Source organism: Streptomyces sp. NPDC055287, assembly GCF_053646035.1.
The window spans coordinates 17,978-42,078 of the sequence record NZ_JBSHNE010000005.1 but is presented as its reverse complement, the minus strand read 5'-3'; the positions used below and the strand labels follow the sequence as shown (position 1 = coordinate 42,078).

The window sequence follows — 24,101 nt, the reverse complement described above, 5'->3', positions numbered from 1 at the left end:
TGCCTCAGCCCGGCAGCCACATGGTGAAGGCCACAACGCTCCCGCGCCGGCTCTCCCCCTCCCCCGTGATGACCAGCCGGTCAGTGATCAGCCGTGTGAGCCACAGACCCCGCCCGCAGTGGCTGCCGGCCAGCCCCGGTGCCAGCTCCGGGATGACCGAGGCGGCGAAGCCGGGCCCGGAGTCGCTGATCGCGCACTCCAGAGCGCCGGGCGAACCCGGCGACCGGTGCAGCACCAGCCTGCCGCCTCCGCCGCCGTGCTCGACGGCGTTCGTCGCCACCGCGTCCGCCGCGAGGACGAAGTCGCCCCGCCGGGGCTCCGCGAGCCCGGCCCAGGCGGCGTACTGGTCGACCAGTACACGCAGCCGGGGCATGTCCTCGCGGGTGAAATCGAATTCCAGCAACCGCTCCTGCGGTCCGCCGTTGTTGAGGTGCAGCCCTTCCGTCACCATTCCCGGACCGCCTCCGTCAGCGTGAGGCGCCGGACCCGGTCCGAACCGAGTCGGCGCAGCAGCACCGCCTGCGCCGTGCCGCAGCGGACCTCGACGCCGTCGTGTCCGGCGGCCCCGGCGATGTGGTCGATGAGGTCGAGGGCGCACCGTACGCCGAGAAAGTGCAGCGGCATCAGATCCACCAGCAGCCGCCGGGACGCCGCGGTTCGCTTCAGCGCGTCGTCCAGGGCGGCAACGAAGGCTCCCCCCGTGGCGTGGTCGGCCTCGCCCGCTATTCTGACCGACTCCCGCGCCTGTAGAACCCGCATCTCACCGAGCGACCCGAGCAGCGAGCAGGGATGCGCGTCCGACATGGCGTCGAGTACGTCGTCGTCGAACGCGCGCCGGTCGTAGGAGCAGATCTCGTTGTACGGCCGCCCCTCGAACAGGTGCTCGGCGTGGGACTCGCGGTACATCATCGTCTCGATGTCGGCGTCGAGGTCCGCCACCCAGTGCATGTCGATGAACGCCCGCAGCCCCTGGTAGCCCTGCGCGACGGCGAGCGCGGTCTCCTCGCGGAGGCGCTCCCACTGCCGTTCGGGAGTGAAGCCGCGGTCGGGCCGGATCAGTGCCCGCATGCTGCTGTGCGTCAGCTGCCCCCGCCCCCGCGCCTCGGCGAGCAGCCGGCTGGTCCCGTCCAGGCGCGTGCGTACGGTGTCGGCGTCGAGCTGCGGCGCCGCGAAGACGATCACTTTCTCGCCGCGCGCCAGTCCGGTGCGGGTGTACGTGATGAGCGCGTCCCAGTTGGCTTCGTCGTCGTCATAGCTGAGAAACGCGTGGTCACCCGCTCGCATCCCTTGTACGGGCATGAGGCCCGGATGCGTGTCTGCCCGTTCATGCATCGCTTCTGGGGGTCCCTTCCTGCTGTGCGCCCAACCATAGGGATAGCGGAAGGAGTTGAGTAGCCGTACCCGAAGTCGCGTGACGGCACCCGAACGGAGCGGCCGCGCGCGTGGGCCGGCCCAGATCACGTGACAGCAAGGGTGGTTCGACCTACGATCGCCGCACGGCATCGCGTGTCGGTCACCGACCGGGTGAGGCATGGAGGTAGCCCGTGAGTTTGCCTTACGGAGGCATTCCACAGTGTCAGTACAGCTGAATCACACCATCGTTCACTCCCGGGACAACCGGGAATCCGCCGCGTTCTTCACCCACGTCATGGGCCTGGAGATCGCGGCCGAGTGGGGCCCGTTCATCGCCGTCGAGCTGAGCAACGGGGTCACGCTGGACTTCGCGACCGTCCCCGCGGAGTCGATCACCGTGCAGCACTACGCCTTCCTCGTCACGGAGGAGGAGTTCGACGGGATCTTCCAGCGTCTCCAGGACGCCGGGGTCACGTACTACGCCGATCCGCACGGCAAGCAGCCGGGCGAGATCAACCGCAATGACGGCGGTCGCGGCATGTACTTCATGGACCCGTCCGGCCACGGCCTGGAAGCCATCACCCGTCCGTACGGCAGCACCGGGGCGTAACTGCGGCAGGCGACGGCAGCAGGGGAATCCGTACGCACGAACTAGCCCTCATTACATAGGGCGAACGTTGTAAGGGCCCGTCCGGGTGGGCGCGTATAAAGGTTGCCGGACAAACTCGGAGGAGCGACGAGTGGCCAGTGCGACAGATGCCGTCAGCACGCTGATGGTGCAGAAATTCGGCGTAGCCCCTGCGGCCGTCCGTCCCGAAATCCCGCTCCACGAATTGCGCATGGATTCACTCGCGCTGGAGGAATTCCGCATCCTCATCGAGGAGCAGCTGGAGATCGACCTGGAGGACGCGACGCTGACCTCCCGGAACACCGTGGGTGAGCTGGTCGAACTCGTCCAGGCCAAACTCGCACACACCAAGGCCGTCGGATGACCAGGCCGGCGAATCCGCCCTTCACCGCGGCGGTGACAGGACTCGGCCTGGTCACAGCGGCGGGAGTGGGCGTCGACGAGGTGTGGCGAAACGTCACGCGTGGCGAGGTCCGCCCCTCGTCCGTCCGCGCGCGCGAGGAACTGCGCGACCTGCCCTGTGACTTCATGTACGCCATCGGTGCCGAGGACCTCGACACGGCGCGGCTCCTCGGCGTGGCGGCCCAGCGCCTGATGGACCGCTTCTCGCAGCTTGCCGTGCTGGCGGCGCGGGAGGCGGTCGCGGACGCCGGACTCGACCCCTGCGTCTGGGAGAGCGGCAGGGTCGCGGTCGTCATCGGATCCGCCCACGGCGGGCTCCCCTTCTACGACGAGCAGCACGCCGCACTGACCACCAAGGGCCCGCGCCGGGTCTCCCCCAAGCTCGCCCCGCTCACCGTCGTCAACAGCGCGGCCAGCAGCGTCTGCACGGACCTCGGCGCCCGGGGCCCGAGCATGGCGGTCTCCACGGCGTGCTCGTCGGGCACGGTCGCGATCGGCACCGCGCACCAGATGCTCCGCACGGGGGCCTGCGACATCGTCGTCGCGGGCGGTGCGGAATCGGTGTGCTCGCGACTGCTGATCGCCAGCGCCTGCCAGATGAAGGCGGTGTCGACGCGTCGCGACGACCCCGCCGCGGCCTGCCGCCCGTTCGACGCGGACCGCGACGGCTTCGTCGTGGGCGAGGGCGCCGGCCTGCTCGTCATGGAACGCCCCGAGCACGCCAGGGCCCGCGGCGCCCGGATCCGGGCGGGCATCGCGGGCTACGGCGCGTCCAGCGACGCGTACTCCGCCGTCGCCCCCGACCCCGAGGGCAAGGGCATCGAGAGCGCGCTGCGCACCGCGCTGTCGGACGCGGGCGTGACCCCGTCCGACATCGGGCACGTCAACGCGCACGGGACTTCGACGGTGTTCAACGACCTCATCGAGGCGACGATGCTGCACCGGCTGCTGGGCGCGGACCCGCTCGTCACCTCGACCAAGGCCATGACGGGCCACACCCTGGGCGCGGCCGGCGGGATCGAGACGGCGCTGACCGTGCTGGCCCTGGAGCGCCAGCTCGTCCCGCCGACGGCGAACCTGGACTCACTCGACCCGCACATCCCGGTCGAGGTGGTCGCCAAGGCCGCCCGCCCCGCCGCGTTCGACTGCGCGGTCAAGACGTCGCTCGGCTTCGGCGGCCACAACGCCGCGCTGGTCCTCACCCGCTAGCCGGAACGGCGGTCGGCCGCCCCCGTCGCGACGAGCCGGCGGGCACGACCAGGACGCGAAGCCGCGCCCCGCACACCGGAGAAGGAGCAAGGAGCATGCCCGAGGAAACCGTTCGCTCGCTGTCGGTGGACGGGCTGCGCTACTCCTACCGTCTGCTGCACCGGTCCGGTCCGGTCACGGAACCGGCCGCCGGACCGCCCACCGAACCGGTCGTCCTCCTCGGCGGCGCGCTGCAGGGGATGCTCGGCTGGCCCCAGATGGACGGGCGCCTCGGTCCGGTGGCGAGCGTCGTGACCGCGGATCTGCCGGGCATGGGAAGCGCGGCGCCCCTGCCGCCGGGCCCGAGCCGGGACATCCTGTGCGCCGCCGTCACCCGGATCATCGACGACCTCGACGTACCGCGCGTCAACCTCTTCGGTTTCTCGTACGGTGCCGCACTCGCCTTCCACTGCGCCCAGCGCAACCCGGCCCGCATCGCCCGGCTGATCCTCGGCGGAGTTCCCACGCACATCACGGACGCCCAGCGGGCCCACTGGCAGTGCGCCACCGACCGGCTCGCCGCCGGGGACAGGGACGGCTTCGCCACGATGGTGACCGAGGCCCTGATGTGCCTGGACCCCGACCGGTACGTCGCCCGCAGGGACCTCGCGTACCGGTACGTGAAGCGGTCCATGCTGCACGCGGTCGCGCACTCCCCGCACGCCGCGGACTCCGTGTACCGCTCCCTCGGCGACCGGCCGGACTTCTCGGGGGGCCTGTCCGGAGTACCGGCGCTGGTCTTCACGGGGGAGCACGACACGGTGACGTCGGCGGAGCGCCAGCGGGCCTTCGCCGCGACCATCCGGGGCAGCCGCTTCACCACGATCCGGGACGCCGATCACTGGGTCGTACTCGAAAAGGCGGACGAGGTCGCGGACTTGACGCTGCGGTTCTTCACCGACCGCCCGCTGGAGCCGGCCGGGTACCTGAGCTCGGTGCCGCACCAGGAGCACGCGGCGAACCGCAGTACGGCCTGAGGAGCGTCGGTGCTCAACCGGGTGCGGGCCGCGCGCGTGACCTGTGGCGACTCCAGCCGTTGGCAGAACATGAAGACACGAAGCACGGCCGCCGGCGCCGCCGCACTCGTAGCCGGGCTCGCGGCGGTCCTCGCGGGCCCCGCCCCGTCGGCCCTGGCGGCGCAGCCGGAGCAGCCCGACCGGCCGGCGCGGCTCCTGATCGCCCTTCCGGACGTGGGCGACGAGAGCTTCCAGGGTCTTGAGAAGGCGATCCAGTATTGACGCAGCGTGTGGGAAAAGTTGCGGAGCGTGGTCACTGGTTGCACGGTGGCGTTGTCCCCACTCTTCAACCCCTCACGTAAGGACACTCGCATGCGCATTTCCCGAACCGCCGGACTCGTCGTCTCCTCCGTGGCGTGCGGAGTACTGGCGTTCGGCTCGGCCGGGGGCGCGATAGCGGCCCCGGTGCCGCCCTCGCTCGCCGCGGAGGGCTCCGCTGCCGAAGACCCGCTGCCCGGCGCCGACAAACTCACTCCGCAGGTCAAGCTGCTGAGTGAGATCGCCGGCGTACTGAAGCCCGTCACCGACCTCCTCGGCGCCGTCATCGCCGGGGGCGGAAAGCTGTCGCCGGAGGCGATCGCCCAGCACACGAAGGCCGTCGAGGGGGCGCTGAAGGACGTCCCCAAGGCACCCGGCAAGGCGCCCGGCACCGCCCTCGAAGTCCCGGTCACCCCGAGGCCCGAGCTGCCCTCGGTGGCGGCTCCGCGGGCCGCCGACGCGAGCCCGGAGCTCAAGGCCAAGGCGGTCGCCGACCTGCGGACCAAGGTCGACGCGCTGCTGAAGGCCGCGGAGAAGGGCGATGCGGCGAAGGTGGCGGAGGCCGTCGTGGCCACGATCACCGCCACCACCAACGTGGTCGCCAGCGTCGTCGTCGGCGGCGGCCTCCCGGCTCCGAACCTCGCCGGTCTGCCCCCGCTGCCCAAGGTCCCGGGTGCCCCGGAAGCGCCCAAGGTCCCCGGCGCGCCCGCCTGACCGCCGGCGCCGCCCGCCAATCCCCGGTTCTCCCTGTTGGGGAGGCCGGGCATTGGCGTGCGGGAAAGAATTTCCGCCGCGCCGGGCCGAAATGAAAGGTTAGGGCGTTCGGGTGACGGTCGATGGATAGCTTCTTTTATGGAGTTTCCTCGGTGGAACCGGATCGTTACCGATGACGACGGCGACGCTACGGGCGTGAAGAAACAGACTCGTGCAGCGCGAAGGACGTGGCTGTGTAGGGTGTCGCCGCCGGAAAGGTTCTTAAAGTGAAGTACATGAAGAGCGCCGCATTCATCGCCGGCTCGCTCCTGGCCGTCGGTGTCGCCTCCCCGGCCCTCGCCGACTCCGGTGCGAACGGTGACGTCAAGGGCAGCCCGGGCTTCATCTCCGGCAACAACGTGCAGGTTCCGATCCACATCCCGATCAACCTCTGCGGCAACACCGTGAACGTCATCGCGCTCCTGAACCCGGCCTTCGGCAACGAGTGCGTCAACAAGTAGTTCCCAGTCCGAACCGCTAGATGTTCGGTCGCAGTCGGCCCCCCGAGCGCACGCCATGCGCTCGGGGGCCGACTGAACCTCCCTCATCGCGTGTGAGCAATCGGCTCACCCGCAGGCATGAAAGACAGGGAACGGCAAAGTGCGACAGGTTTTGAGCAGAGGTGTGTTCGCCGCGGCGGCTGCTTCCGGGATCCTCGCCATTTCCGGCGGTACCGCTGTGGCGGACGCCGGGGCCGATGGGGAGACCTCCAACTCGCCGGGCGTTGTGTCCGGCAACAACGTTCAGGTGCCTGTACACGTTCCGGTGAACGCGTGCGGCAACACCATCAACGTCATCGCCCTCCTGAACCCGGCGTTCGGCAACGACTGCGTCAACGGCGGGTCGGCCAGGCCGCACAAGCCCGGCCACGACAAGCCGGGCCATGGCCACCCCGGCCCCGGCAAGCCCCACGACGAGGGCAAGCCCGGCCACGAGCACCCCGGTGGTGGTCACCCGGGTGACCACCACGGCGACAAGCCTGGTGGCAACCCGGGCGGAAACCCGGACGCCAAGCCGCCCACGGGCGACCACTCCGGTGGCGAGCGTCCCGATGATGAGCGTCCCGGTGGTCACCCGGGTGACGAGCCGCCGCGCCACCAGCCGCCCCACCAGGAGAACCCCGGCGACGAGCCGTGCGACGAGCCCCCCGCCAAGACGCCGCCCGGCCACGGCCCCGCCGAGCCGCCGGCCGCCGAGCCGCCGGCCAAGGAAGTGCCCGCCGCGGAGGTGCCGGTCGACGAGCCGTCCGTCAACAAGCCGCCCAAGGCCGAGCCCCAGGCCCAGGAGCCGGCCGCGCGGGTGCTTCCCGCCGCGCAGGTCGCCCCGAGCCTGGCCGACACGGGCGCCGGCGAACTGGGAGCCGCCGCTGCGATCAGTGCCGGGCTGCTCGGTGGCGGTGTGCTGATGTTCCGACGTAAGAAGTTCGCGCAGGTCTGACACGCCACGCACGTCACATGAGGGAGCGGGTTCTCCGGAACCCGCTCCCTCTTTGTGTTCAAGTACTTCTCGGCCCGGTTTTCAACCGCATCCGAGTGAATCGCCAAGAACGGCCTACGGCGTCAGTTTCTCACCGTCGGGGCCTTCGTTAGTCATGGTGTAAGTGGCATGGAACAGCAGTGTCGGAATGTCACGGGATTCGTAGTTCGCGGATTGCGCCAGCACGAAGAGGGATTACTGGAATGAAGCACATGAAGGCCGCCTCGGCCATTGCCGTTTCGATGATGGCCGCGGGAGCGGCCGCGGGAGCGGTGTCGCCCGCCGTGGCTGCCGACTACGAGTCGATGAGCCTGAACGGGGGCGTGCAGCAGCTGACCGACGCCCTGAACACCCATCAGCCCGTGGACTCGACCGTCCAGCCCCTCCTGCACATCGCCACCGACACCGCGCTGGCCGTCAACGAGGCCAGGAACGGTGACCCCTCCAGGCTGCTGGGCAATGCCGGGGAGGCCGCCAAGTCGGCTGCCCCGACGCTCGGCGGAATGCCGCTCGGGAGCTGAGCAGCGCCCGCGCTTCTCCCCGCGGTGCCGGAAGGCCGGCGCGTACACCAGTCGGTGTGTGCGCCGGCCTTCTGACGTGTGCGGCCGCCGCCGGATGTCGCCGGCGTTCCCCGGTCGCAGCAGTGCGCCCCTGACGAGTGTCAGGGGCGCACTGTGGATCAGACCGCGATCGGCGTCAGCGGTTCTCCGCGCCGTTGGCGGAGATGGCGTTGTCCAGGAGGTGCGAGAGGGTCTCGTCTTCCTTGGTCTGCGTGGAGCTCTCCGCGCACTGCTGCTCCTGCGGGTTGGACAGGATGTTCTGAACCCCGACGTTGATGAGGAGCACGTTCTGGAGGTTCTTCACCGGGACGGCGACACACGGCTTGTTGAGCGCGCCCTGGACGATGGACAGCTGCGGGCTCTGCTTGCCGCGCGTGACAGAGTTGCCGTACTTCTGCTCGGCCCCGTTGCCACTCGCGTTCGTGGTCACCTCGTCGTCACCGGCCGCCATCGCCTGACCGGCCCCGGCAGCGCCGAACCCGACTACAGAAGCAGCGACTGCCGCCGTGGCCATCATCTTCTTGAGCATTTGATTTCCTTGTTAGTCCGGTACTCAGGGTTCTGCGTCAGGCTCAACTCTGATTATGAGGATTGGTTGCGTCGATTCACTCGAATGGTATTCAGGGTCCTTCTGCAGTAATTCTGCACGGCCAAATGGGTGATGCAGGAGAACTAACACACTCCAGTGAAGTTGGTCAGTGAGCCTCACCTCGGGGTACGACATGGAAAGAGGAAAACAGTGATCAAGAAGGTCATGGCTACCGCTGCCGTCGCCGTCTCCGTCATGGGCCTCGGTGCCGCGGCCGCCCCGCAGGCAATGGCGGCCGCTGACGACCAGGACACGCGCACCGCGAGTGGCAACGGGTCGAAGCAGATCTACGGCAACTCCGCCACGCACGGTGACATGAGCCCCCAGATGTCTCTCATCCAGGGCTCGTTCAACAAGCCTTGCGTCGCCGTCCCGATCAAGAACGTCCAGAACGTGGTCGGCTTCGTCAACGTCGGCGTTCAGGACATCCTGTCCAACCCGCAGAACCAGCAGTGCGTCGAGAACTCCACCCAGAACAAGGGTGACGAGACGCTCTCGCACGTCCTGGACAACCTCCTCGCGGCCAACGGCGCGGAGAACCGCTGATATCAGTCGGCGACGGCCCGGGCCACCCCTCTTCCTCCTGGGTGGTGGCCAGGACCGGCACCCGGCCGGGTCGTGGTGGAGCCCCAGCCACTCCTCCGCCCCTGGTCACAGCCTTCAGGCCCTGCAGATGAATTCACATCTGCAGGGCCTGAAGGCTGTGGCGTGTCCAGTGGGGAAGGAGTGGCCGGGGAAGCCGGGGGGCTACTTGCGCAGGGTGGTCACCGGAATCACGCAGTGTGCGGAGGCCGCGAGTACTTCCTCATCGGTGACGAACGCCTTCAGGTCCTCCGCCTCTACGGGAACGCCGGGTGTGCCCTCCGGCCACGGGCGGGTCGTGAAGATGAAATGCACGTGCTTGCGCCTGAGGGCCGCCGCGGTCCACTCCTCGGGCACGAGGCACTGGACGCGCAGGCTCGGCATCGTCAGTGACGCACTGCCACTCTCGACGAGCAGGCTCACGGGCTCCTTGGACTTGGACGCGTCGAAGATTCCCTCGCCGACCGGCAGGCCGGTCTGTTCCAGGAGCAGCCGGACGGCCTTCTCGCCGGCCTCGGGGCCGGCCGTTCCGTCGCCGAGCGAATATGCGAGCAGGAAAGCCATGTCGCGGCCGTCGTCGATATTCTCCCCCGACCATGCGATTACCGAGATGGTTCCCAAGTGGCTTTGTTCGACAGCGGTTTGAGCGGTCTGTGAGGTCATACAGCGGGACCCTAATTGCCCGGAGCGGGTACGCCCGTCCGGAAGTCACCCGGTCGGGCTAACCGGCTTTCCTCAATACCCCTTACGAGGGGTGCGACAATCGGCATTGTCGCAAAGCTGGGCTTCGTGATTGTCGTACGGGGACCGGTCTGGTTCGGGCGGGTGCCGGGGCGTCAGGCGGCGTACTCGCCCAGCATCTTGCCCATCGCGGTCAGTACGGACGGGGCGACGCGGTAGTAGACCCAGGTGCCCCGGCGTTCGGAGGTCAGCAGGCCGGCCTCTTTGAGCTTCTTCAAGTGGTGGCTGACGGTCGGCTGCGAGACGCCGACGTCGGAGATGTCGCAGACGCACGCCTCGCCGCCCTCGTGCGACGCGACGGCCGAGAAGAGGCGCAGTCGCACCGGGTCGCCGAGCGCCTTGAACATGGCGGCTGTGCGGACTGCCTCCTCGGCCGAGAGGGGGCGCTCGTTCAGTGGCGGGCAGCACGGCTCGACGGCGGCGTCCGGCTCCAGCAGCGGCAACACCTTCGCATTCGACATGTGTCTATGTTGACACATGTCGAAGCAAGTGTGCTGATTAGATTTCTATCTATGTTGACGGACGTCTAAGCAGTGTGCCATGCTGACATCAAGAGATTGATGGATGTCTATATGGGGAGTCGTCATGACCGAGTCGCGTGCACAGGGGCCCACCGTCGTGATCGGCGCCGGCCCGGTCGGTCTGGCGGCCGCCGCCCACCTGGTCGGGCGCGGTCAGGAACCGCTCGTCCTAGAGGCCGGCCGCCAGGCCGGTGCGGCGGTCAGGGAGTGGGCGCACGTGCGGCTGTTCTCGACGTGGGCCGAGGTCGTGGACCCGGCTGCCGAGAAGCTTCTGGCGCCGACCGGGTGGACTGCCCCGGACGGGGCGACGTATCCGACCGGGGGTGACTGGGCCGAGCGGTATCTCCAGCCGCTCGCCGATGTTCTGGGGGACAGGGTCCGCTACGGCGCCCGGGTCACCGGCGTCTCGCGCGCCGGGCGTGATCGGGTCGTCGACTCCGGGCGGGAGGAGCAGCCCTTCTCGGTCCACGTCCGGTACGACGACGGTACGGAGGAGCGGATCCTCGCCCGCGCCGTGATCGACGCATCCGGTACGTGGGCGACACCGAGCCCGGTCGGCGGCGACGGTCTCCCGGCTCTGGGCGAGCGCGCGGCCGCCGACCGGGTTTCGTACCGCGTGCCGGATCTCAGGGACGCGGAGGTCGCGCGGCGTTACTCCGGCCGCCGCACCGCCGTCATCGGTTCCGGCGCCTCCGCCTTCACCGCCCTCGCCTCCCTCGCCGACCTGGCGAAGGACGCCCCCGCCACGCACGCCGTCTGGGTCCTGCGCCGGGGTATCGGCGGCGACACCTTCGGCGGCGGCGAGGCCGACCAGCTGCCGGCGCGCGGTGCGCTCGGGCTGCGGGCGAAGGCGGCCGTCGACGAGGGGTACGCGGATGCCGTGACCGGGTTCCGTACGAGTGCCGTCGAGAAGGCCGACGGCGGGCGGCTCGTGCTGGTCGCCGAGGACGGGCGGCGGCTCGAACCGGTCGACGAGGTCATCGTCCTCACCGGGCTCCGCCCCGACCTGACGTTCGTCTCCGAGCTGCGGCTGGGGCTGGACGAACGGCTCCAGGCGCCCCTCGCGCTCGCCCCGCTGATCGACCCGAACGCCCACTCCTGCGGCACCGTCTATCCGCACGGCGTCGTCGAGCTCTCGCACCCCGAGAAGGACGTCTACCTCGTCGGCATGAAGAGCTACGGCCGAGCTCCGACCTTCCTCGCCATGACCGGCTACGAGCAGGTCCGGTCGATCGCGGCCGCGCTTGCCGGGGACCGGGAAGCGGCGGAGCGGGTTGAACTGACACTGCCGGAGACGGGTGTGTGCGGAGGGGCCGGGCTGTTCGAGGAGGCCGACGCCTCGGCAGTGTCCGGGGAGGGCGGCGGTGGTGGTGGCTGTTGTGCCGCTCCGGTCCAGACCCTTCAGATCGGCACGGGGGCCGGACCGGTCTCCTCCGGGGGCTGCTGACCGCTGCGGGAGTCGTGCCGCTACGGTCGGGCGATGACCCGAGCGGACACTGGTACGGACGTCGCACGCCGGTGGGAGTGGCGGCGGGACCCTGTCCTCGCCGCGCTCGCCGTGGGGGTAGCGGTTCTGCTGGCCTTCCCTTCCGCCGTGCCCGACATGAGCGGACGGCCCGGCAGTCTGCTGGAGACGTTCCTGCCCTGGCTCGGGCTGGTGGTTCCCGTACTGCTCGTCCTGTCGGTCGTGCGCCGCTCACTCGCCGGGACGGTCGCCCTGCTACTGCCCGTCGCCGCCTGGCTCGGCTGCTTCGGCGGGCTGCTGCTGCCCACGGACGGTTCGGGTTCGGCGTACGACATCGTCGCGGTTCAGCACAACGCGAGTGACGAGAACGCCGACCCGGCGGGCACGGCACGGACCCTGATGGAATCGGGCGCCGGGCTCATCGCCGTCGAGGAACTGACCTCCGCCGCCCTTCCCGCCTACGCGTCGGCGTTCGCCCCGGGGTATGCCCACCACGCCGTGGTGGGCACGGTCGGGCTCTGGTCGAAGTACCCGCTGACGGGCGTGCGGCCGGTGGACATCAAGCCGGACGGGATCGCGGCGGGCTGGAACCGGGGACTGCGGGCCGAGGTCCGGCTGCCGGGCGGCGGGGAAGAGCCCGTCGCCGTGTACGTCGCCCATCTGCCCTCGGTACGGATCGGGCCGTCCACGGGATTCCGTTCGGGGTGGCGGGACGAGAGCGCCCGGCTGCTGGGCGCGGCCCTCGCCGACGAGCGGCGGGAACGCGTGATTCTGCTCGGCGACCTCAACGGCACGATGGACGACCGGGGGCTCGACCCGCTCACTGGGCAGCTCACCCCGCCCGGGCCGGGCTTCGCCTTCAGCTGGCCCGCCTCCTTCCCCGTGGCGCGGATCGACCAGGTCATGACCCGGAACGCAACTGTCACCGAGGTGTGGTCGCTGCCCGCCACGGGGAGCGACCACCTGCCGGTCGCCGCCCGCATCAAGCTGTGACGATCGCACGGCCCGGTGCGCTGGAGGTGGAGTACGTGATCTTCTCTCCGACGGGAACGGAACACATGTCCAACTCGGTCCGCATTCACAGCCGGTGGCGCGCCGCCGCCACGTTCGCAGTCGCGTCGTCGGTCGTCGCGGGGACCTTCGTCGCCGCCGCGCCCGCGCAGGCGGCAAAGCCGGTGCCGGCGCCCACAGGGTCGTACTCCTACACCAGTGACCCCTACGAGTACATCGGCCAGGGCGGCAGCGGCAGCTACGCCGGCCCCACGTACGAATTCGGCATGACCTCCGGCAGCAATGCCGTCAACATCAGCGTGAGCAGTGACAACTGGCCGGTGTGGTCGATCGCGCTGGAGGCCGACGACGGCGAGCAGCTGACGCTGGGCCGGACCTACCGCGACCACGGTGACCCCGACTCGGCCCGCGTCTGGGTCGAGAGCAACGAGCGCGTGTGCTCCAGCGACTCGCTCACCATGGGGACCTTCACCGTCACCGCGCTCCAGAAGGACCGCCGCACGGGTGAGATCACGGAGTTCGCGGCCGACTTCGAGCAGCACTGCGACGAGGCGTACGAGGCGCTGCGCGGCAGCGTCCACTTCACACGGGGCTGACGGCCGGTCCGGGGCCGGGCCGGTGGCACTCGAACCACACGGTTTTGCCGTCCCTGCCCGGCCCCGGGTCCACCCCCCACCGGTCGCTGACCGCCTCCACGAGCGCCAGCCCCCGGCCGCCCTCGTCCAGGGGGCCGGAGCCTTCCGCCTTCGGCAGCCGGGCGCACGCGTCGGCCACCTCGACCCGTACGCCGTGCTCCGCCCGGAGGATCAGGACCGAGCACCGGCGGCCGGGTACGTGGCGTACGACGTTGGCGACCAGCTCCGTGAGCGCGAGCTCCGCCGCGTCCGAGACGGCGGACAGCTGCCAGGTCGTGAGGTACATCCGCAGGATGCACCGCAGATGCCGGGCCGAATGGTCACCCACGGTGAAGTTCGCCCCGTAGCGGCGCGCGCCAACTTCGGCGTCCGGTTCGTCAGTTACGTGATTCACGTCACCAGAGTGTGGGCTGATGACTACCCTCGGCTACGGGTGGAAAACAACGTTACGTTGCGTGAGCTTGTCCGTGAGCCAGGGAGACCCCGTATGGCCAACATCCGTGACCTCGACCCCCACGCCTCCGCGCTCGACTACTACGGGGCCGAACTGCGCCGGCTGCGGGAGGCGGCGGACCTCAACCAGAAGCAGCTCGGCTCGATCATCTTCTGTACGGCGTCGCTGGTCGGCCAGATCGAGACGGCCCGGAAGGTCCCGACCCGGGCGTTCTCGGAGCGCGCGGACGCGGCGCTGGGGACGGAGGGAGCACTGAGCCGGCTGGTGGGCCTGGTACTGCGGAGTCAGCTGCCGTCGTGGTTCCAGCCGTACGCGGAGATGGAGGCGCGGGCGGCGTACATCTCGACGTACCAGGCGCAATTGGTCTACGGGCTGCTGCAGACGGAGGAGTACGCGCGCGCGGTGCTCGCGACCGGGATGCCCAGCAACCTGGAGGAACTGGTTGCGGCGAGGATGGAGCGGCAGCGGGTTCTGCAACGAGAGCGGCCACCCATGGTGTGGGTAATGCTGGACGAGGCTGCTGTGTTCCGGCCAATCGGCGGTCATAAGGTCATGCGCAGCCAACTTGCACATCTGTTGGACCTGCAAGATCAGCGATGGGTCCAGATTCAGGTTCTGCCATTCGAAGCCGGTGAACACGCAAGCCTGATCGGCTCGTTCAATGTTCTTCGTTTCGACGATGACCCCGACATTGTCTACACCGAGGATCTGATTTCCGGTCACATGACAGCCAACCCTGACGCGGTCAGGGAGGCGTCGCTCCGTTACGCTCACTTGCAGGCCGCTGCACTCTCTGTGGAGCATTCGGCGGCACTGATCACCCGCGCGATGGAGGAACGTTATGGGGACCAGTCAGGACCTGACGGGCGCGCGGTGGCGTAAGTCGAGCTACAGCGGCAACACCGGTGGCGACTGCGTCGAAATCGCCCAGCTCGCCGCGCGCGTCGCCGTTCGTGACTCCAAGAATCCCGGGGGCCCCGCCCTCACCGTCACCCCCGCCGCCTTCGCCGCGTTCGTCGCCGCCGTGGCCGGTGGGCCCGGGCGGTAGCTAGCGCGGGGTGGCCAGGAGCAGTGTCCACCAGCCCTGGCCGCCCCGGGTTCTGACGGGCCACGCCCGCGTGGCGGTAGGAGCAGGTGAGCATCGCGGCGCGGTGCTTCGGGCCGGCCTTCCACAGGGGGAAGGCCGTGGCCGCGTTCGGTTGGGAGCGGGCCAGGTTCTCCGCTGCCCGGCGCCATCTGTACCCCTCGTCCGTGAGCCGGTCGCCCGGGCCGGACGTATGGGGGCCGGTGTGGGAGAGCACGCCGACGCGGGCCATGTAGTCGCTGTGCCGCTGGGCGGTTCCGGTCACGGTGCGGTGGATCCGTACCGGGCGGCAGCCCTTGCGGGCCCGCTCGCGGTTGAGGAGACGGATCACGGCCGCCTGGCTCTGGGGGCGGTACTGCTGCGAGGTGATGGGGGGGCCGCCACGTGTCCTCCCAGGGGTCCGGCAGGGGCCAGCTCGTGTGGGGAGGAGGCCGCTCGGCCGGACGGGGTCCGGGGGCGGGGAGTGGGGCGCGACGCCGGCCCATCGAGGGGTGAGGATCCACAGTGCGGCCTTGGGCGCCGTACGGCGTCTGACGCTCCGGTACGTGGGTCCTCGCACGGCTGCCCCCGTCTATGCGGCGACTGTGGGAACAATCGTGTCAGAGGCTGACGGCCGCGCAGATCTGCTTGCCCCCTTCGGGGGAGGGGGTGACCGTGACCAAACGGGCCAGGAAGTTGACCAGGGTCAGGCCGTAGCCGCCCTCGTAGCCGGTGATGTCCGGGTGGCGCGGGCGCGGGCGGGACGGGCTGGGGTCCTGCACCGTGATCTCCACGGTGTGCCGGTTCGCGGCCAGGCAGAGCTTCGTGATGCCGCCCGCGTGCCGCAGCGCGTTGGTCACCAGCTCGGAGACCACCAGCACCACGTTCTCGGCGATCTCCTGGGTGGGCGCCGGGGCCAGATCGGACAGGAACGCGCGAGCCGTGTCGCGGGCCTCGGCGGCCGTGTCCGGCCGAGTGGTCCTCTCGGCGGCCTCGGTCCTTGTCTGCGTGCGGTTCATGTCATTTCACCCCCGTTGGATGGAAAGTGCTGCTCGGGTGACCCCGGGGCTCCTGCCCCGCTTCTACTGTCCGCTAACTTCGCGTGTCGCCCGGCCGAACCAGTCCAGGCAGACGACGAGGGCGTCGTCGTCGAGGTCCGCGTCGGTGTCACGGTACGAGGACAGTTCCTGGAGAACCGCACGGGGTACCGCGGCGGCGGGCAGCAGGCTCGCGGCCTGGATGGCCCGGGCGAGTGCGCGTTCGCCGTACTCTTCGCCTGCCCGGGTCGCCGCCGCGTACACCCCGTCGCTGACGAAGACCAGCCGGTCGCCGGGGAGGGCGCGGAACTCCTGGGGGACGTACGCCGTCTCCTCGAACATGCCGAGGGGGAGCTGGGCCTCGAAGTCCATGCGCTCGACGGTCTTGTCGCGCTGGCGCCACAGCTGGGGGGAACCGGCGTCGACGACCTGGACGTGTCCGGTGGCCAGCTCGAAGGAGAGCAGGAGCGTCGAGACGTAGGCCTCGCCGTGGTGCTGTCCGTGGATGGCCTGGTCGGCGAGGGCGGCCTGGTCGGCGATGCCGATGCCGGCCCGGCGGGCGTTGCGCAGGGCGTTGACGGCGAGGTTGGTCAGGAGGGACGCCTCGATGCCCTCGCCCATCCCGTTCGTGACCGTGAGGGTGAGGGTCTCGGACGTGGCGGCCCAGTCGAAGTTGTCGCCGTGGATGTCGTACGCCGGTTCCAGCTGGGCCCCGATGGCGTACTCCTGGCGGGAGCAGGCGCGGCCGGGCAGCAACTGCCACTGCATCTCGGCGGCGAGGGTGAGGCGGCTGGAGCGGCGGGCCTGGAGGTAGAGGTCGGTGTCGCGCTCGGCGACGATGATCTCGTGGCCGAGCAGTTCGGCGAGTTCGGTGAGTTCCGCGGTGGCCTCGGGCGTGCGTCTGTGTTTGGGCAGGCGCACGGTGAGGATGCCGAGTCTGTCCCCGCGGACGGTCACCGGCAGGTGGAGGTCGACGGCCCCGTCCCGGGCCACGTACTGGCCGTAGGGCTCCTGGCTGCCGAAGGCGCGGCCCTCGGGGCTCGAATGGACCGGCAGGGCGTGCCCGTTGCCGGGCCGGGCGGTGACCGACTGGAGGACCGTGAGGCTGTAATCGGCCATCAGGAGGTCGACGTGGGTGGCTTCGTAGTGCTCGACCAGCGCGGCACGTGCCGTATCGAGGAGGGCGTGCGGTGCGGCGGTGCGCACGGCACGCTCTACGGCAAGGAAACGCGTCACGGTCGGTGATCCTTTGTGAAGAGGTGGTGTGTTCGGGACGGTGCAGCGTAACGGGATGAAGGAGATTCGGTGTGCCGACTGTTGACAAATGGCGAGTGTTGCCAAGTGGCAACTATCAATCCTAGGGTGATTGTGCCGCACATCGGGGCAGTTGTGCCGGCCTCGGTCGGCTTGCTGCCACATCTGAGGGGCCAGTCGTGCACACACGCAGCACCGGAGAGCGCGTGCTCGTCGTCACCCACCGGTCCGAACGGGCCGTCGTGCTCGCCCTGCGGGGTGAGGTGGATCTGGAGCCGGTCGGGCCCTTGCGGCTGGCACTGGACCGCGAGACGCGGCAGGGGGGAGTGCCAGTGGTGCTCGATCTGTCGGCGGTGGACTTCGCCGACACGGTGATGATCAACGTCCTGCTACGGGCACGCGCCGGGCTCGGGGACCGCCTGCGCCTCGCCGCGCCCTCCGGACTGGTCGAGCGTCTGCTGCGGGTGCTTGGTCCGGACGGAGCCTTCACCGTCCGCGACAGCCGCGAGGCGGCGGTGAACTGTTAGGCGGGGCGTACTACGCGCATACCGGACGCGTCCGCGGCCGTGTCGCCGTGGACCACCGCCGAGGCGGCGTCCCGGAACGCGGCAAGGCCCTTCGCGAGTTGCGTCAGGGCTTCGGGAGACATCGTTTCCAGCACGGGGGCGAGCTCCAGTACCTGCGCCTGCCGTACTTCGTCGAGCAGCACGCGTCCCGGCCTGCTCAGGTGGAGCTCCACTTCGCGTCGGCTGGCCGGGCTGAGGCGGCGCTCCACCAGGCCGGCCGCCTCCAGCCGGTCGCACAGCCGGCTGGTCGCGGGAGGACTGGAGCCGAGCGTGGCGCCGAGGGCCCGCAGGTTGCCGCTCTCAAGGCGCTCGATCACCAGCAGCGCGCGCAGCTGCGACGGTGAAATGGGCCCGGACGGGGCCTGCAGCTGCGCCCTCCCCCACAGGACGGCAAGCAGATCCGTCACCTCGGACGCGGTGTGCGCCGGAGTCTGCGGGGGTGACGGAGGTCTGCGGGGCATCATTCCACTGTGCCACCCCGGGGGCGGCGCTGTCAGTAAGGGGCGGGTACGTCGGGCCTGGGCCGCCCGTCAGCGCTCGTCGACCAGCATCCCGCTGCGGAGCTGCTTCAGCACGCGCGTCAGGAGGCGGGAGACCTGCATCTGGGAGACGCCGAGCTCCTCGCCGATCTGCGACTGGGTCATCTCCTGGCCGAAGCGCATCTCGACGATGCGGCGGTCGCGGGCGTCGAGCCGCTCCAGGAGCGGGGCCAGTGTGTGCAGGTCCTCGACGCTCTCCATGGCAGGGTCGGGCTCGCCGAGGCGGTCGGCGAACGTCCGCCCGCTGTCGGGCCCGTCACCGCTGTCGTTGGGTGCGTCGAGGGAGCCCGCGGTGTAGCCGTTGGCGGCGACGAGGCCCTCGATGATCTCTTCCTCGGAGAGGTCCAGGTGCTCGGCGAGCTCCTTCACGGTGGGGTCGCGGTCCAGGCGCAGGGAGAGTTCCTCCTTGGCCTTCGCGAGGTCCACACGCAGTTCCTGGAGCCGCCGGGGGACGTGGACGGCCCAGCTGGTGTCGCGGAAGAACCGCTTGATCTCACCGACGATGTACGGCACGGCGAAGGTGGCGAAACCGACCTCGCGGCTGAGGTCGAACCGGTCGATGGCCTTGATCAGGCCGATGGTGCCGACCTGGACGATGTCCTCCATGTCGCCGCCGCCACCACGATTGCGGAAGCGTCCGGCGGCGAACCGCACGAGGGACAGGTTCATCTCGATGAGGGTGTTGCGCGCGTACTGGTACTCGTGCGTCCCCTCTTCGAGGACCTGGAGCCGGTCGAAGAAGAGCTGCGACAGTTCGCGGGCGTCCTTGGGCGCGACCTTGCCGGCGTCCTCGATCCAGGGCAGTCCACCGATCGTCTCCGCATCGGCGGTCCCCACGGACACGGTCGTCATCGTCGCGGTCCTCGTCATCGTCCTGACCCCTCCCGGTGTTTCAGACCCTTCAAAGGGCGCTCCTGCCCCGCAATCAAGAACCCATGCCAACTCACTCTCCGCTTTTTCGCGGCCGGAACCATCAGGCCCCGGCGGACATCGGGCGGGGCCGCCCTGTTCCACTTGGCGTACTGGTTCAGCCGTCGACGGGGAGTTGTGCGTGTCCGGTCAGTCCAAGCCGTTTCTGTACGTCGTCGTGTGCGCCGCCGGGGGCGCCGAAGGGGTCGGGGAGCTCATCACCGCCGCGCAGCGGCAGGGCTGGGAGGTCGGCGTGATCGCCACGCCGCAGAGCCTCGGTTTCATCGACGCGCGGGCGGTGGAGGAGCAGACCGGCCGGCACGTCCGCTCCGCGTGGCGCCCGCCGAGTGACCCGCGGCCCTTTCCTCCCGCCGACGCGATAGCGGTCGCGCCGGCCACGTTCAACACCATCAACAAGTGGGCGGCCGGCATCGCGGACACCCTTGCGGTGGCCACCTTGTGCGAGGCGTCCGGCGCCGGAGTACCCACCGCCGTGCTGCCCTCTGTGAACCCTGCCCTGGCTGCCCATCCCGCGTACCGGCAGAGCGTCGAGCGGCTGCGGGGAATGGGTGTCCTGGTGGGGGGCGGCGCGGGGCCGCTCCGGTGGGAGGAGGCGCTGGAGCTGCTCGCGGCGGGCGTGCGCGGGCAGGGCGCACCCCTGACGGCTGATCAGCCGAGGTCGGCCGCCGCCGAATAGACGCCGTCAGCTCACTGGGGGGACTCGGCGGTGCTCCCGGGACCGGGCTCCGGGGTCTCGGCGGAGCTGGGTTCGGGGGAGAGCCAGGCCATGCCGACGAGAACCGCCACCAGGAAGGCGATGGCCCCGGCGATGGCGCTCGCGACGCGGGGGCGGCGGCGTACGAACTTCCGGGTGCTCGGCCGCTGGGCGGGCGGCGCCGCGCGGCGTCGGGAGGCCGGGCGCGGGGCGCCCGTGGACGGCAGTGCGTACGTCGCCGTGGTCCGGGGCGCCTGCTCGCTCACCGGGAGCGGCGGCGGGAGGGGCTCGGGGTGGCCGCGCCAGGAGTCCTGGCGGAACCAGTCGGCGGCCTGCTCGGCCGTCGGCCGGTCCTCGGGCTGCTTGGCGAGCAGCCCCAGCAGGTACGCCTCGAAGGGGCCGGGTACGTCGACGCCGAGGGTCCGCGGGGGCACGGGCGCGGCGTCCACATGCTGGTAGAGCGTGCCGGTGGCGGTGTCGGCCTGGAACGGCGGGCGGCCCGCCAGCAACTGGTAGAGGACACAGCCGAGGGAGTACATGTCGGAGGCGGGGCCGGCGGGTCTCCCCAGCGCGCGCTCGGGGGCCAGGTAGAGGCTGGTGCCCACGATCTGGCCGGCGGTGGTGAGCGCCGTCGCGGGGTCGTCCACGAACTGGGCGATGCCGAAGTCCGCGATCTTGACCGTACCGTCATGACTCGTCATCAGGTTGCCGGGCTTGATGTCCCGGTGTACGACGCCCTGACGGTGGGCGGCTGCCAGTCCGGCGGCTGCCTGGGCAGCGATGCCGGCGACCCGCTCGGCCCGCAACGCCCCTTCGGACAGCAGCGTCTGGGCCAGGCTCGTGCCCTCGACGAGCTCCATGACGAGGTAGAAACGGTCCTCCCACGCCCCGAAGTCGAACACCGCCACGAGATGCGGATGGCTCAGCCGGGCGGCGGTCTGGGCCTCCAGCCGGAACCGGGCCGCGGCCGACGCGTCGGCCCCGTTGCCGAGCAGCAGCTTGACGGCGACTGGCCGGCCCAGCACCTCGTCCGTGGCCCGCCAGACCTCACCCATCCCGCCCCGCCCGATGGGTGTGTCCAGCCGGTATCTGTCCGCCACCAGCACTTGCGCACCAACCCCGATTCACTGTGACAATCTCAAGGCTGCTGAACCTACTTCACCCCGTTGGCGACTCCTTCGGTGAGGGCCCGTCACGAGTGATGCGCGCGATGTGGTTTGCGGTGCGGTCCGAGGGGGGGCCGGGCCGGATCAGGGGAACAGGAACGTCGCTGCCGTCGCAGCGCCGAGGGCCGCTCCGGCCACCGTCTGGGCGACGGTGTGGTACCGCAGGGCGACACGGGACCAGCAGACCGCGCCGGTCATGGCGAAGGCGAGCAGCCACCAGGGCGAGTGCACGACGGCGAGCAGGGCCACGACGGCGGACGCGACCGCCGAATCCACCGAGATCTTCCAGGCGGTGTTCACGGTCAGGAGGAGGACGGTCATCGTCCAGAGGCCGAGCATCGCGCGGAGGATGCCGGCCGGGGCGCCGCCGAGGACCATGACGAGCGCGCCGGAGCCCAGGGAACCGAGGATGACGAAGAAGATCGGTGCCCGCTTGGTGCGGTCGACGACGTGCCGGTCGTCCCACGTTCCGCGCTTGCGCTCCCACTCGATGTAAGCGGCGGGGACGAGCCCCGCGCACAGGGCGCCGAGCAGGCCCCACAGCAGCCCGGTCCAGTCGCCGGCGGCGGCGGTCCCGATGCCGAGCATGCCCGCCAGCAGGACGTTGCGGGGCTGGAGGGCGTCGGTGACGGTACGGGCCGCCGTGGTGGTGCGGGTGTACACGTGCTTCTCTCCGTGGGGCGGGCGTGGTGCGTTCGATGACGTCGTCGAACGGTATGCGGCCGGGGTGGCCGTTCCGGGGGCTACCCCCACCGCAGGCTTCATGCCTGCCGCATGGGCAGGGGCAATCCCTTCAACAACCCTTGTTCCATGACTACTTGCTCCCCGAGAGTTGCCCGGCCGCTCCTTCTCGCGCTCGCCGCCGCAGTCGCCGCCTCCACGCTGAGCGCCGTTCCTGCCGCCGCCTCGGCCGCCGGCGCGGTGCCCGCCCTGGAGTGGAAGCCCTGCGCCCGGACCGGAGGCCCTGACGACCAGGAGTGCGCCGAGCTGCCCGTACCGCTCGACTACCGCGACCCGGACGGACGGCACCTCACCCTCGCGGTCTCCCGTTTGCGCAGCGACCGGCCCGAGGCGCGGCGCGGGACGCTGCTGGTGATCGCCGGAGGGCCGGGAAGTTCCGGTGTGCAGCGGCTGACGCAGAAGGGGGCGGCGCTGCGGAAGGAGATGGGGGGCGCGTACGACATCGTCAGCCTCGACCCGCGAGGGGTGGGCGGGAGCACCACGGCGAGCTGCGGGCTCGACCCGGACGACCGCCACCTCGTGAACCTGCGCGCCTGGCCCGGCCCCGACGGCGAGGTCGCCGCCGCCCTGGCCCGGTCCCGGCGGGTCGCCGAGGCCTGCGACCGCAACGGCGGCGACCGGCTGCGCAGCTTCACCACGGCGAACGAGGTGCGGGACATCGACCGCTTCCGGCAGGCCCTGGGGGAGGAGGAACTCTCGGCGTGGGGAATCTCGTACGGGACGTACGTCGGGGCGGTGTACGCGCAGAAGTACCCGCGGCGCACCGACCGCTGGGTGCTGGACAGCAGTGGGGACCCCGATCCGTCCCGCGTCGGCCGGGGGTGGCTGGCGAACATGTCGGCGGGGGCGGACAGCCGCTTCCCCGACTTCGCGGCCTGGGCGGCGGACCCGGCCAGGGACGAGACGGGGCTGCGGCTGGCCCGGCGTCCCACGGACGTACGTCCGCTGGTGCTCGGCCTGGCGGCGAAGCTGGACCGGGAGCCGAGGACGTCGGACCGGCCGGGCACCCTGCTCACGGGCAACCGACTGCGGCAGGCCCTGCAGAACGCCCTGTACAGCGACACCGCGTTCGCGCAGGTGGCACGGCTCATCAAGCAGGCCCAGGACCCCGGCGTGACGCCCGTACTGACGCCCGACATCGCCGCGCCCGTCTCGGACCAGGAGGCGGCGGTGTCGATGGGAGTCGTCTGCAACGACGTGCGCTGGCATCCTCCCACGGTCGCCTCGTACGAGCGAGCGGTCGCCGCCGACCGCGCCCGGTACCCGCTCACCGCCGGGATGCCCGTGAACGTCACGCCCTGCGCCTTCTGGAAGGGCGCGCCGGTGGAGAAGCCCACTCGGATCACCGGCCGGGGCCCGTCCAACATCCTGATGATCCAGAGCCTCCGCGACCCCGCCACGCCGTACTTCGGAGCCCTGAAGATGCGCGAGGCCCTCGGCGACCGCGCCCGCCTGGTCACCGTCGAACACGGCGGCCACGGCGTCTACCTGGGCAACGGCAACGCCTGCGGCGACCGCGAGGTCACCCGGTACCTGACGACCGGCCGACGGCCTGCCGGGGACACGTACTGCGCGGACTGAGGTGTCAGCGCCGGGTGAGCCGCCGCCCGGCCTATTCGCCGATGCGCAGCATCGCGAGCGTGATGTTGTCGGGGCCGCCGGCCTCGATGGCGCCCTTCCACAGCTCGAAGGCCGCCCTGGCGCCGTCGTACCGCCGCAGCACGCTGCCGATCGCCTCGTCCGGGCACGGGTCGGTCAGCCCGTCCGTGCACAGGAGGTAGCGGTCGCCGGCGGACAGCGGGCGGGCCGTCACATGCGGCGTGACGGAACTGAACACGGGACTGCCGCCTAGCGTCTGGGTGACGGCCGACGTGGTGCGGTGTCCCGGCGGCGGCAGCGGGCTGTCGTCCACGCTGACCTGCCGGAGCCCGCCGGGCGCCGCGTCGAACACCTTGCTGTCGCCGACGTTGAACACCAGCAGCGACTCCGCCAGGACGACGGCGCCCGCGACCGTCGTCCCCATGGTGATCAGTTCCGGATCGCCGTCGGCGGCCGAGTACACGACCTGATTGCAGACGTCCAGAGCGTCACGGACAGAATCCTCGCCGTCCAACGCCGGTCCCAGCGAGGCGAGTTGGCGGACGACCAGCGAACTGGCCACCTCGCCGGCCGGCTGCCCGCCGAGCCCGTCGGCCACCGCCACGACGAGCGGGCCGCCGAGGGGGAAGACGAGCGTCTGCGGATTCTCGGTCACGGTGCCGCACAGCGTCCACGGCCCGACCACGAGGCTGTCCTCGTTGTGATCGCGAATGAGTCCGGCATGGCTCAGGGCAGTCACAGCTATGTACGGCACCGGAAGTCCCGCCTCTCCGCGATGGAAGGCATCCCTCCCCACCATTGTCCCGCTTGTCGTGCCCGC

Annotated in this window: 32 protein-coding genes; 18 read left to right on the top strand and 14 right to left on the bottom strand. The window is 70.5% G+C overall.

The features are described 5' to 3' along the window. Positions 1-4: 4 nt before the first annotated feature. Complete coding sequence (locus ACWIHY_RS10175) at positions 5-451, bottom strand: ATP-binding protein (RefSeq protein ID WP_454375185.1); 447 nt, start codon at positions 449-451, stop codon at positions 5-7. Continuing rightward, positions 445-1,299 (bottom strand): MEDS domain-containing protein, encoded by an 855-nt coding sequence (locus ACWIHY_RS10170; RefSeq protein WP_454375184.1) that lies wholly within the window; start codon positions 1,297-1,299, stop codon positions 445-447. The genes ACWIHY_RS10175 and ACWIHY_RS10170 overlap by 7 nt, the downstream gene beginning before the upstream one ends. Positions 1,300-1,573: 274 nt before the next feature. Here ACWIHY_RS10170 and ACWIHY_RS10165 point away from each other — a divergent pair, with 274 nt between their 5' ends. From ACWIHY_RS10165 to ACWIHY_RS10125, 9 genes are all read left to right on the top strand, one after another. After that, complete coding sequence (locus tag ACWIHY_RS10165) at positions 1,574-1,963, top strand: VOC family protein (RefSeq protein ID WP_454375183.1); 390 nt, start codon at positions 1,574-1,576, stop codon at positions 1,961-1,963. 130 nt (positions 1,964-2,093) lie between these two features. Then, entirely contained in the window at positions 2,094-2,345 is a 252-nt protein-coding gene (locus ACWIHY_RS10160) for an acyl carrier protein (RefSeq protein WP_454375182.1), read from the top strand. Further along, positions 2,342-3,592: a beta-ketoacyl-[acyl-carrier-protein] synthase family protein gene (locus tag ACWIHY_RS10155; RefSeq protein ID WP_454375181.1), complete on the top strand. Its 1,251-nt coding sequence runs from the start codon at positions 2,342-2,344 to the stop codon at positions 3,590-3,592. Before ACWIHY_RS10160 ends, ACWIHY_RS10155 begins: the two co-directional genes overlap by 4 nt. Positions 3,593-3,687: 95 nt before the next feature. Continuing rightward, entirely contained in the window at positions 3,688-4,608 is a 921-nt protein-coding gene (locus ACWIHY_RS10150; protein ID WP_454375180.1) for an alpha/beta fold hydrolase, read from the top strand. 9 nt (positions 4,609-4,617) lie between these two features. After that, positions 4,618-4,869: a hypothetical protein gene (locus ACWIHY_RS10145; RefSeq protein WP_454375179.1), complete on the top strand. Its 252-nt coding sequence runs from the start codon at positions 4,618-4,620 to the stop codon at positions 4,867-4,869. Positions 4,870-4,959: 90 nt separating this feature from the next. Continuing rightward, positions 4,960-5,619, top strand: a complete 660-nt coding sequence (locus tag ACWIHY_RS10140) for a hypothetical protein (protein ID WP_454375178.1) — start codon at positions 4,960-4,962, stop codon at positions 5,617-5,619. A 266-nt stretch (positions 5,620-5,885) separates the two neighbouring features. Then, positions 5,886-6,119: a chaplin gene (locus tag ACWIHY_RS10135; protein ID WP_454375177.1), complete on the top strand. Its 234-nt coding sequence runs from the start codon at positions 5,886-5,888 to the stop codon at positions 6,117-6,119. Positions 6,120-6,258: 139 nt separating this feature from the next. Continuing rightward, positions 6,259-7,095 carry a chaplin family protein gene (locus ACWIHY_RS10130; protein ID WP_454375176.1) on the top strand — a complete coding sequence of 279 codons (837 nt, stop codon included), beginning with the start codon at positions 6,259-6,261 and terminating at the stop codon, positions 7,093-7,095. Positions 7,096-7,337: 242 nt separating this feature from the next. Next, positions 7,338-7,655, top strand: coding sequence for a hypothetical protein (locus ACWIHY_RS10125; protein WP_454375175.1), 318 nt, complete (start codon positions 7,338-7,340; stop codon positions 7,653-7,655). Positions 7,656-7,830: 175 nt separating this feature from the next. Here the strand turns inward: ACWIHY_RS10125 and ACWIHY_RS10120 are convergent, their stop codons facing one another. Further along, positions 7,831-8,223 carry a rodlin gene (locus tag ACWIHY_RS10120; protein ID WP_454375174.1) on the bottom strand — a complete coding sequence of 131 codons (393 nt, stop codon included), beginning with the start codon at positions 8,221-8,223 and terminating at the stop codon, positions 7,831-7,833. Positions 8,224-8,433: 210 nt separating this feature from the next. On the opposite strand from ACWIHY_RS10120, the gene ACWIHY_RS10115 reads away from it, so the two are divergent. After that, entirely contained in the window at positions 8,434-8,829 is a 396-nt protein-coding gene (locus tag ACWIHY_RS10115; RefSeq protein ID WP_454375173.1) for a rodlin, read from the top strand. Between the two features lie 201 nt (positions 8,830-9,030). Here ACWIHY_RS10115 and ACWIHY_RS10110 read toward each other — a convergent pair whose 3' ends face one another. Together ACWIHY_RS10110 and ACWIHY_RS10105 are read right to left on the bottom strand one after the other, a co-directional pair. Next, a complete protein-coding gene (locus ACWIHY_RS10110; protein WP_454375172.1) occupies positions 9,031-9,528 on the bottom strand; it encodes a DUF5949 family protein in 498 nt (165 codons plus the stop codon). A 173-nt stretch (positions 9,529-9,701) separates the two neighbouring features. Continuing rightward, on the bottom strand, positions 9,702-10,067 hold the full coding sequence (locus tag ACWIHY_RS10105; RefSeq protein ID WP_454375171.1) for an ArsR/SmtB family transcription factor: 366 nt from the start codon (positions 10,065-10,067) through the stop codon (positions 9,702-9,704). 124 nt (positions 10,068-10,191) lie between these two features. On the opposite strand from ACWIHY_RS10105, the gene ACWIHY_RS10100 reads away from it, so the two are divergent. From ACWIHY_RS10100 to ACWIHY_RS10090, 3 genes are read left to right on the top strand one after another with little or no spacing between them, the layout of a single operon-like run. Beyond that, positions 10,192-11,574, top strand: a complete 1,383-nt coding sequence (locus ACWIHY_RS10100; RefSeq protein WP_454375170.1) for an NAD(P)-binding domain-containing protein — start codon at positions 10,192-10,194, stop codon at positions 11,572-11,574. Between the two features lie 33 nt (positions 11,575-11,607). Continuing rightward, positions 11,608-12,585 carry an endonuclease/exonuclease/phosphatase family protein gene (locus tag ACWIHY_RS10095; RefSeq protein WP_454375169.1) on the top strand — a complete coding sequence of 326 codons (978 nt, stop codon included), beginning with the start codon at positions 11,608-11,610 and terminating at the stop codon, positions 12,583-12,585. Continuing rightward, the gene (locus tag ACWIHY_RS10090) at positions 12,582-13,199 is read left to right on the top strand and encodes a hypothetical protein (protein WP_454375168.1); all 618 of its coding nucleotides are present in this window, start codon (positions 12,582-12,584) and stop codon (positions 13,197-13,199) included. The genes ACWIHY_RS10095 and ACWIHY_RS10090 overlap by 4 nt, the downstream gene beginning before the upstream one ends. Here the strand turns inward: ACWIHY_RS10090 and ACWIHY_RS10085 are convergent. Further along, complete coding sequence (locus tag ACWIHY_RS10085) at positions 13,186-13,632, bottom strand: ATP-binding protein (RefSeq protein WP_454375167.1); 447 nt, start codon at positions 13,630-13,632, stop codon at positions 13,186-13,188. The two genes, ACWIHY_RS10090 and ACWIHY_RS10085, sit on opposite strands and share 14 nt — an antisense overlap. Before the next feature lie 93 nt (positions 13,633-13,725). Between ACWIHY_RS10085 and ACWIHY_RS10080 the strand changes: the two genes are divergently transcribed. Both ACWIHY_RS10080 and ACWIHY_RS10075 read left to right on the top strand, forming a co-directional pair. After that, on the top strand, positions 13,726-14,574 hold the full coding sequence (locus tag ACWIHY_RS10080) for a helix-turn-helix domain-containing protein (protein ID WP_454375166.1): 849 nt from the start codon (positions 13,726-13,728) through the stop codon (positions 14,572-14,574). Then, positions 14,534-14,740, top strand: coding sequence for a DUF397 domain-containing protein (locus tag ACWIHY_RS10075; protein ID WP_454375165.1), 207 nt, complete (start codon positions 14,534-14,536; stop codon positions 14,738-14,740). The genes ACWIHY_RS10080 and ACWIHY_RS10075 overlap by 41 nt, the downstream gene beginning before the upstream one ends. Here ACWIHY_RS10075 and ACWIHY_RS10070 read toward each other — a convergent pair. The 3 genes from ACWIHY_RS10070 to ACWIHY_RS10060 form a co-directional block, all read right to left on the bottom strand. Next, positions 14,682-15,107, bottom strand: a complete 426-nt coding sequence (locus ACWIHY_RS10070; protein WP_454375164.1) for a CAP domain-containing protein — start codon at positions 15,105-15,107, stop codon at positions 14,682-14,684. The two genes, ACWIHY_RS10075 and ACWIHY_RS10070, sit on opposite strands and share 59 nt — an antisense overlap. Before the next feature lie 268 nt (positions 15,108-15,375). After that, a complete protein-coding gene (locus ACWIHY_RS10065; RefSeq protein ID WP_454375163.1) occupies positions 15,376-15,774 on the bottom strand; it encodes an ATP-binding protein in 399 nt (132 codons plus the stop codon). A gap of 63 nt (positions 15,775-15,837) precedes the next feature. Further along, positions 15,838-17,028: a PP2C family protein-serine/threonine phosphatase gene (locus tag ACWIHY_RS10060; protein ID WP_454375162.1), complete on the bottom strand. Its 1,191-nt coding sequence runs from the start codon at positions 17,026-17,028 to the stop codon at positions 15,838-15,840. A gap of 197 nt (positions 17,029-17,225) precedes the next feature. On the opposite strand from ACWIHY_RS10060, the gene ACWIHY_RS10055 reads away from it, so the two are divergent. Then, positions 17,226-17,573, top strand: a complete 348-nt coding sequence (locus ACWIHY_RS10055; protein WP_454375161.1) for an STAS domain-containing protein — start codon at positions 17,226-17,228, stop codon at positions 17,571-17,573. Here the strand turns inward: ACWIHY_RS10055 and ACWIHY_RS10050 are convergent. Together ACWIHY_RS10050 and ACWIHY_RS10045 are read right to left on the bottom strand one after the other, a co-directional pair. After that, positions 17,570-18,073 carry a MarR family winged helix-turn-helix transcriptional regulator gene (locus ACWIHY_RS10050; RefSeq protein ID WP_454375160.1) on the bottom strand — a complete coding sequence of 168 codons (504 nt, stop codon included), beginning with the start codon at positions 18,071-18,073 and terminating at the stop codon, positions 17,570-17,572. The two genes, ACWIHY_RS10055 and ACWIHY_RS10050, sit on opposite strands and share 4 nt — an antisense overlap. A 69-nt stretch (positions 18,074-18,142) precedes the next feature. Beyond that, positions 18,143-19,003 carry a SigB/SigF/SigG family RNA polymerase sigma factor gene (locus tag ACWIHY_RS10045; RefSeq protein ID WP_454375159.1) on the bottom strand — a complete coding sequence of 287 codons (861 nt, stop codon included), beginning with the start codon at positions 19,001-19,003 and terminating at the stop codon, positions 18,143-18,145. A gap of 199 nt (positions 19,004-19,202) precedes the next feature. On the opposite strand from ACWIHY_RS10045, the gene ACWIHY_RS10040 reads away from it, so the two are divergent. After that, on the top strand, positions 19,203-19,757 hold the full coding sequence (locus ACWIHY_RS10040) for a flavoprotein (protein ID WP_454375158.1): 555 nt from the start codon (positions 19,203-19,205) through the stop codon (positions 19,755-19,757). A gap of 11 nt (positions 19,758-19,768) precedes the next feature. On the opposite strand, the gene ACWIHY_RS10035 is transcribed toward ACWIHY_RS10040, so the two are convergent. Together ACWIHY_RS10035 and ACWIHY_RS10030 are read right to left on the bottom strand one after the other, a co-directional pair. Then, positions 19,769-20,881, bottom strand: a complete 1,113-nt coding sequence (locus tag ACWIHY_RS10035; RefSeq protein ID WP_454375157.1) for a serine/threonine-protein kinase — start codon at positions 20,879-20,881, stop codon at positions 19,769-19,771. Between the two features lie 144 nt (positions 20,882-21,025). Continuing rightward, positions 21,026-21,706, bottom strand: coding sequence for a hypothetical protein (locus ACWIHY_RS10030; RefSeq protein ID WP_454375156.1), 681 nt, complete (start codon positions 21,704-21,706; stop codon positions 21,026-21,028). Positions 21,707-21,751: 45 nt separating this feature from the next. On the opposite strand from ACWIHY_RS10030, the gene ACWIHY_RS10025 reads away from it, so the two are divergent. Beyond that, a complete protein-coding gene (locus ACWIHY_RS10025; protein ID WP_454375155.1) occupies positions 21,752-23,263 on the top strand; it encodes an alpha/beta hydrolase in 1,512 nt (503 codons plus the stop codon). A gap of 31 nt (positions 23,264-23,294) precedes the next feature. On the opposite strand, the gene ACWIHY_RS10020 is transcribed toward ACWIHY_RS10025, so the two are convergent. After that, entirely contained in the window at positions 23,295-24,035 is a 741-nt protein-coding gene (locus ACWIHY_RS10020) for a PP2C family protein-serine/threonine phosphatase (protein WP_454375154.1), read from the bottom strand. Positions 24,036-24,101: the final 66 nt, after the last annotated feature.

What these genes read in the sequence shown, in the direction of transcription:
- ACWIHY_RS10030 (WP_454375156.1), bottom strand. Translation starts at nt 21,706, where the DNA reads ATGAAGCCTGCGGTGGGGGTAGCCCCCGGAACGGCCACCCCGGCCGCA.
- ACWIHY_RS10175 (WP_454375185.1), bottom strand. Translation starts at nt 451, where the DNA reads ATGGTGACGGAAGGGCTGCACCTCAACAACGGCGGACCGCAGGAGCGG.
- ACWIHY_RS10075 (WP_454375165.1), top strand. Translation starts at nt 14,534, where the DNA reads ATGGGGACCAGTCAGGACCTGACGGGCGCGCGGTGGCGTAAGTCGAGC.
- ACWIHY_RS10105 (WP_454375171.1), bottom strand. Translation starts at nt 10,067, where the DNA reads ATGTCGAATGCGAAGGTGTTGCCGCTGCTGGAGCCGGACGCCGCCGTC.
- ACWIHY_RS10065 (WP_454375163.1), bottom strand. Translation starts at nt 15,774, where the DNA reads ATGAACCGCACGCAGACAAGGACCGAGGCCGCCGAGAGGACCACTCGG.
- ACWIHY_RS10045 (WP_454375159.1), bottom strand. Translation starts at nt 19,003, where the DNA reads ATGACGACCGTGTCCGTGGGGACCGCCGATGCGGAGACGATCGGTGGA.
- ACWIHY_RS10050 (WP_454375160.1), bottom strand. Translation starts at nt 18,073, where the DNA reads ATGCCCCGCAGACCTCCGTCACCCCCGCAGACTCCGGCGCACACCGCG.
- ACWIHY_RS10140 (WP_454375178.1), top strand. Translation starts at nt 4,960, where the DNA reads ATGCGCATTTCCCGAACCGCCGGACTCGTCGTCTCCTCCGTGGCGTGC.
- ACWIHY_RS10125 (WP_454375175.1), top strand. Translation starts at nt 7,338, where the DNA reads ATGAAGCACATGAAGGCCGCCTCGGCCATTGCCGTTTCGATGATGGCC.
- ACWIHY_RS10120 (WP_454375174.1), bottom strand. Translation starts at nt 8,223, where the DNA reads ATGCTCAAGAAGATGATGGCCACGGCGGCAGTCGCTGCTTCTGTAGTC.
- ACWIHY_RS10155 (WP_454375181.1), top strand. Translation starts at nt 2,342, where the DNA reads ATGACCAGGCCGGCGAATCCGCCCTTCACCGCGGCGGTGACAGGACTC.
- ACWIHY_RS10100 (WP_454375170.1), top strand. Translation starts at nt 10,192, where the DNA reads ATGACCGAGTCGCGTGCACAGGGGCCCACCGTCGTGATCGGCGCCGGC.
- ACWIHY_RS10150 (WP_454375180.1), top strand. Translation starts at nt 3,688, where the DNA reads ATGCCCGAGGAAACCGTTCGCTCGCTGTCGGTGGACGGGCTGCGCTAC.
- ACWIHY_RS10095 (WP_454375169.1), top strand. Translation starts at nt 11,608, where the DNA reads ATGACCCGAGCGGACACTGGTACGGACGTCGCACGCCGGTGGGAGTGG.
- ACWIHY_RS10110 (WP_454375172.1), bottom strand. Translation starts at nt 9,528, where the DNA reads ATGACCTCACAGACCGCTCAAACCGCTGTCGAACAAAGCCACTTGGGA.
- ACWIHY_RS10080 (WP_454375166.1), top strand. Translation starts at nt 13,726, where the DNA reads ATGGCCAACATCCGTGACCTCGACCCCCACGCCTCCGCGCTCGACTAC.
- ACWIHY_RS10170 (WP_454375184.1), bottom strand. Translation starts at nt 1,299, where the DNA reads ATGCCCGTACAAGGGATGCGAGCGGGTGACCACGCGTTTCTCAGCTAT.
- ACWIHY_RS10025 (WP_454375155.1), top strand. Translation starts at nt 21,752, where the DNA reads ATGACTACTTGCTCCCCGAGAGTTGCCCGGCCGCTCCTTCTCGCGCTC.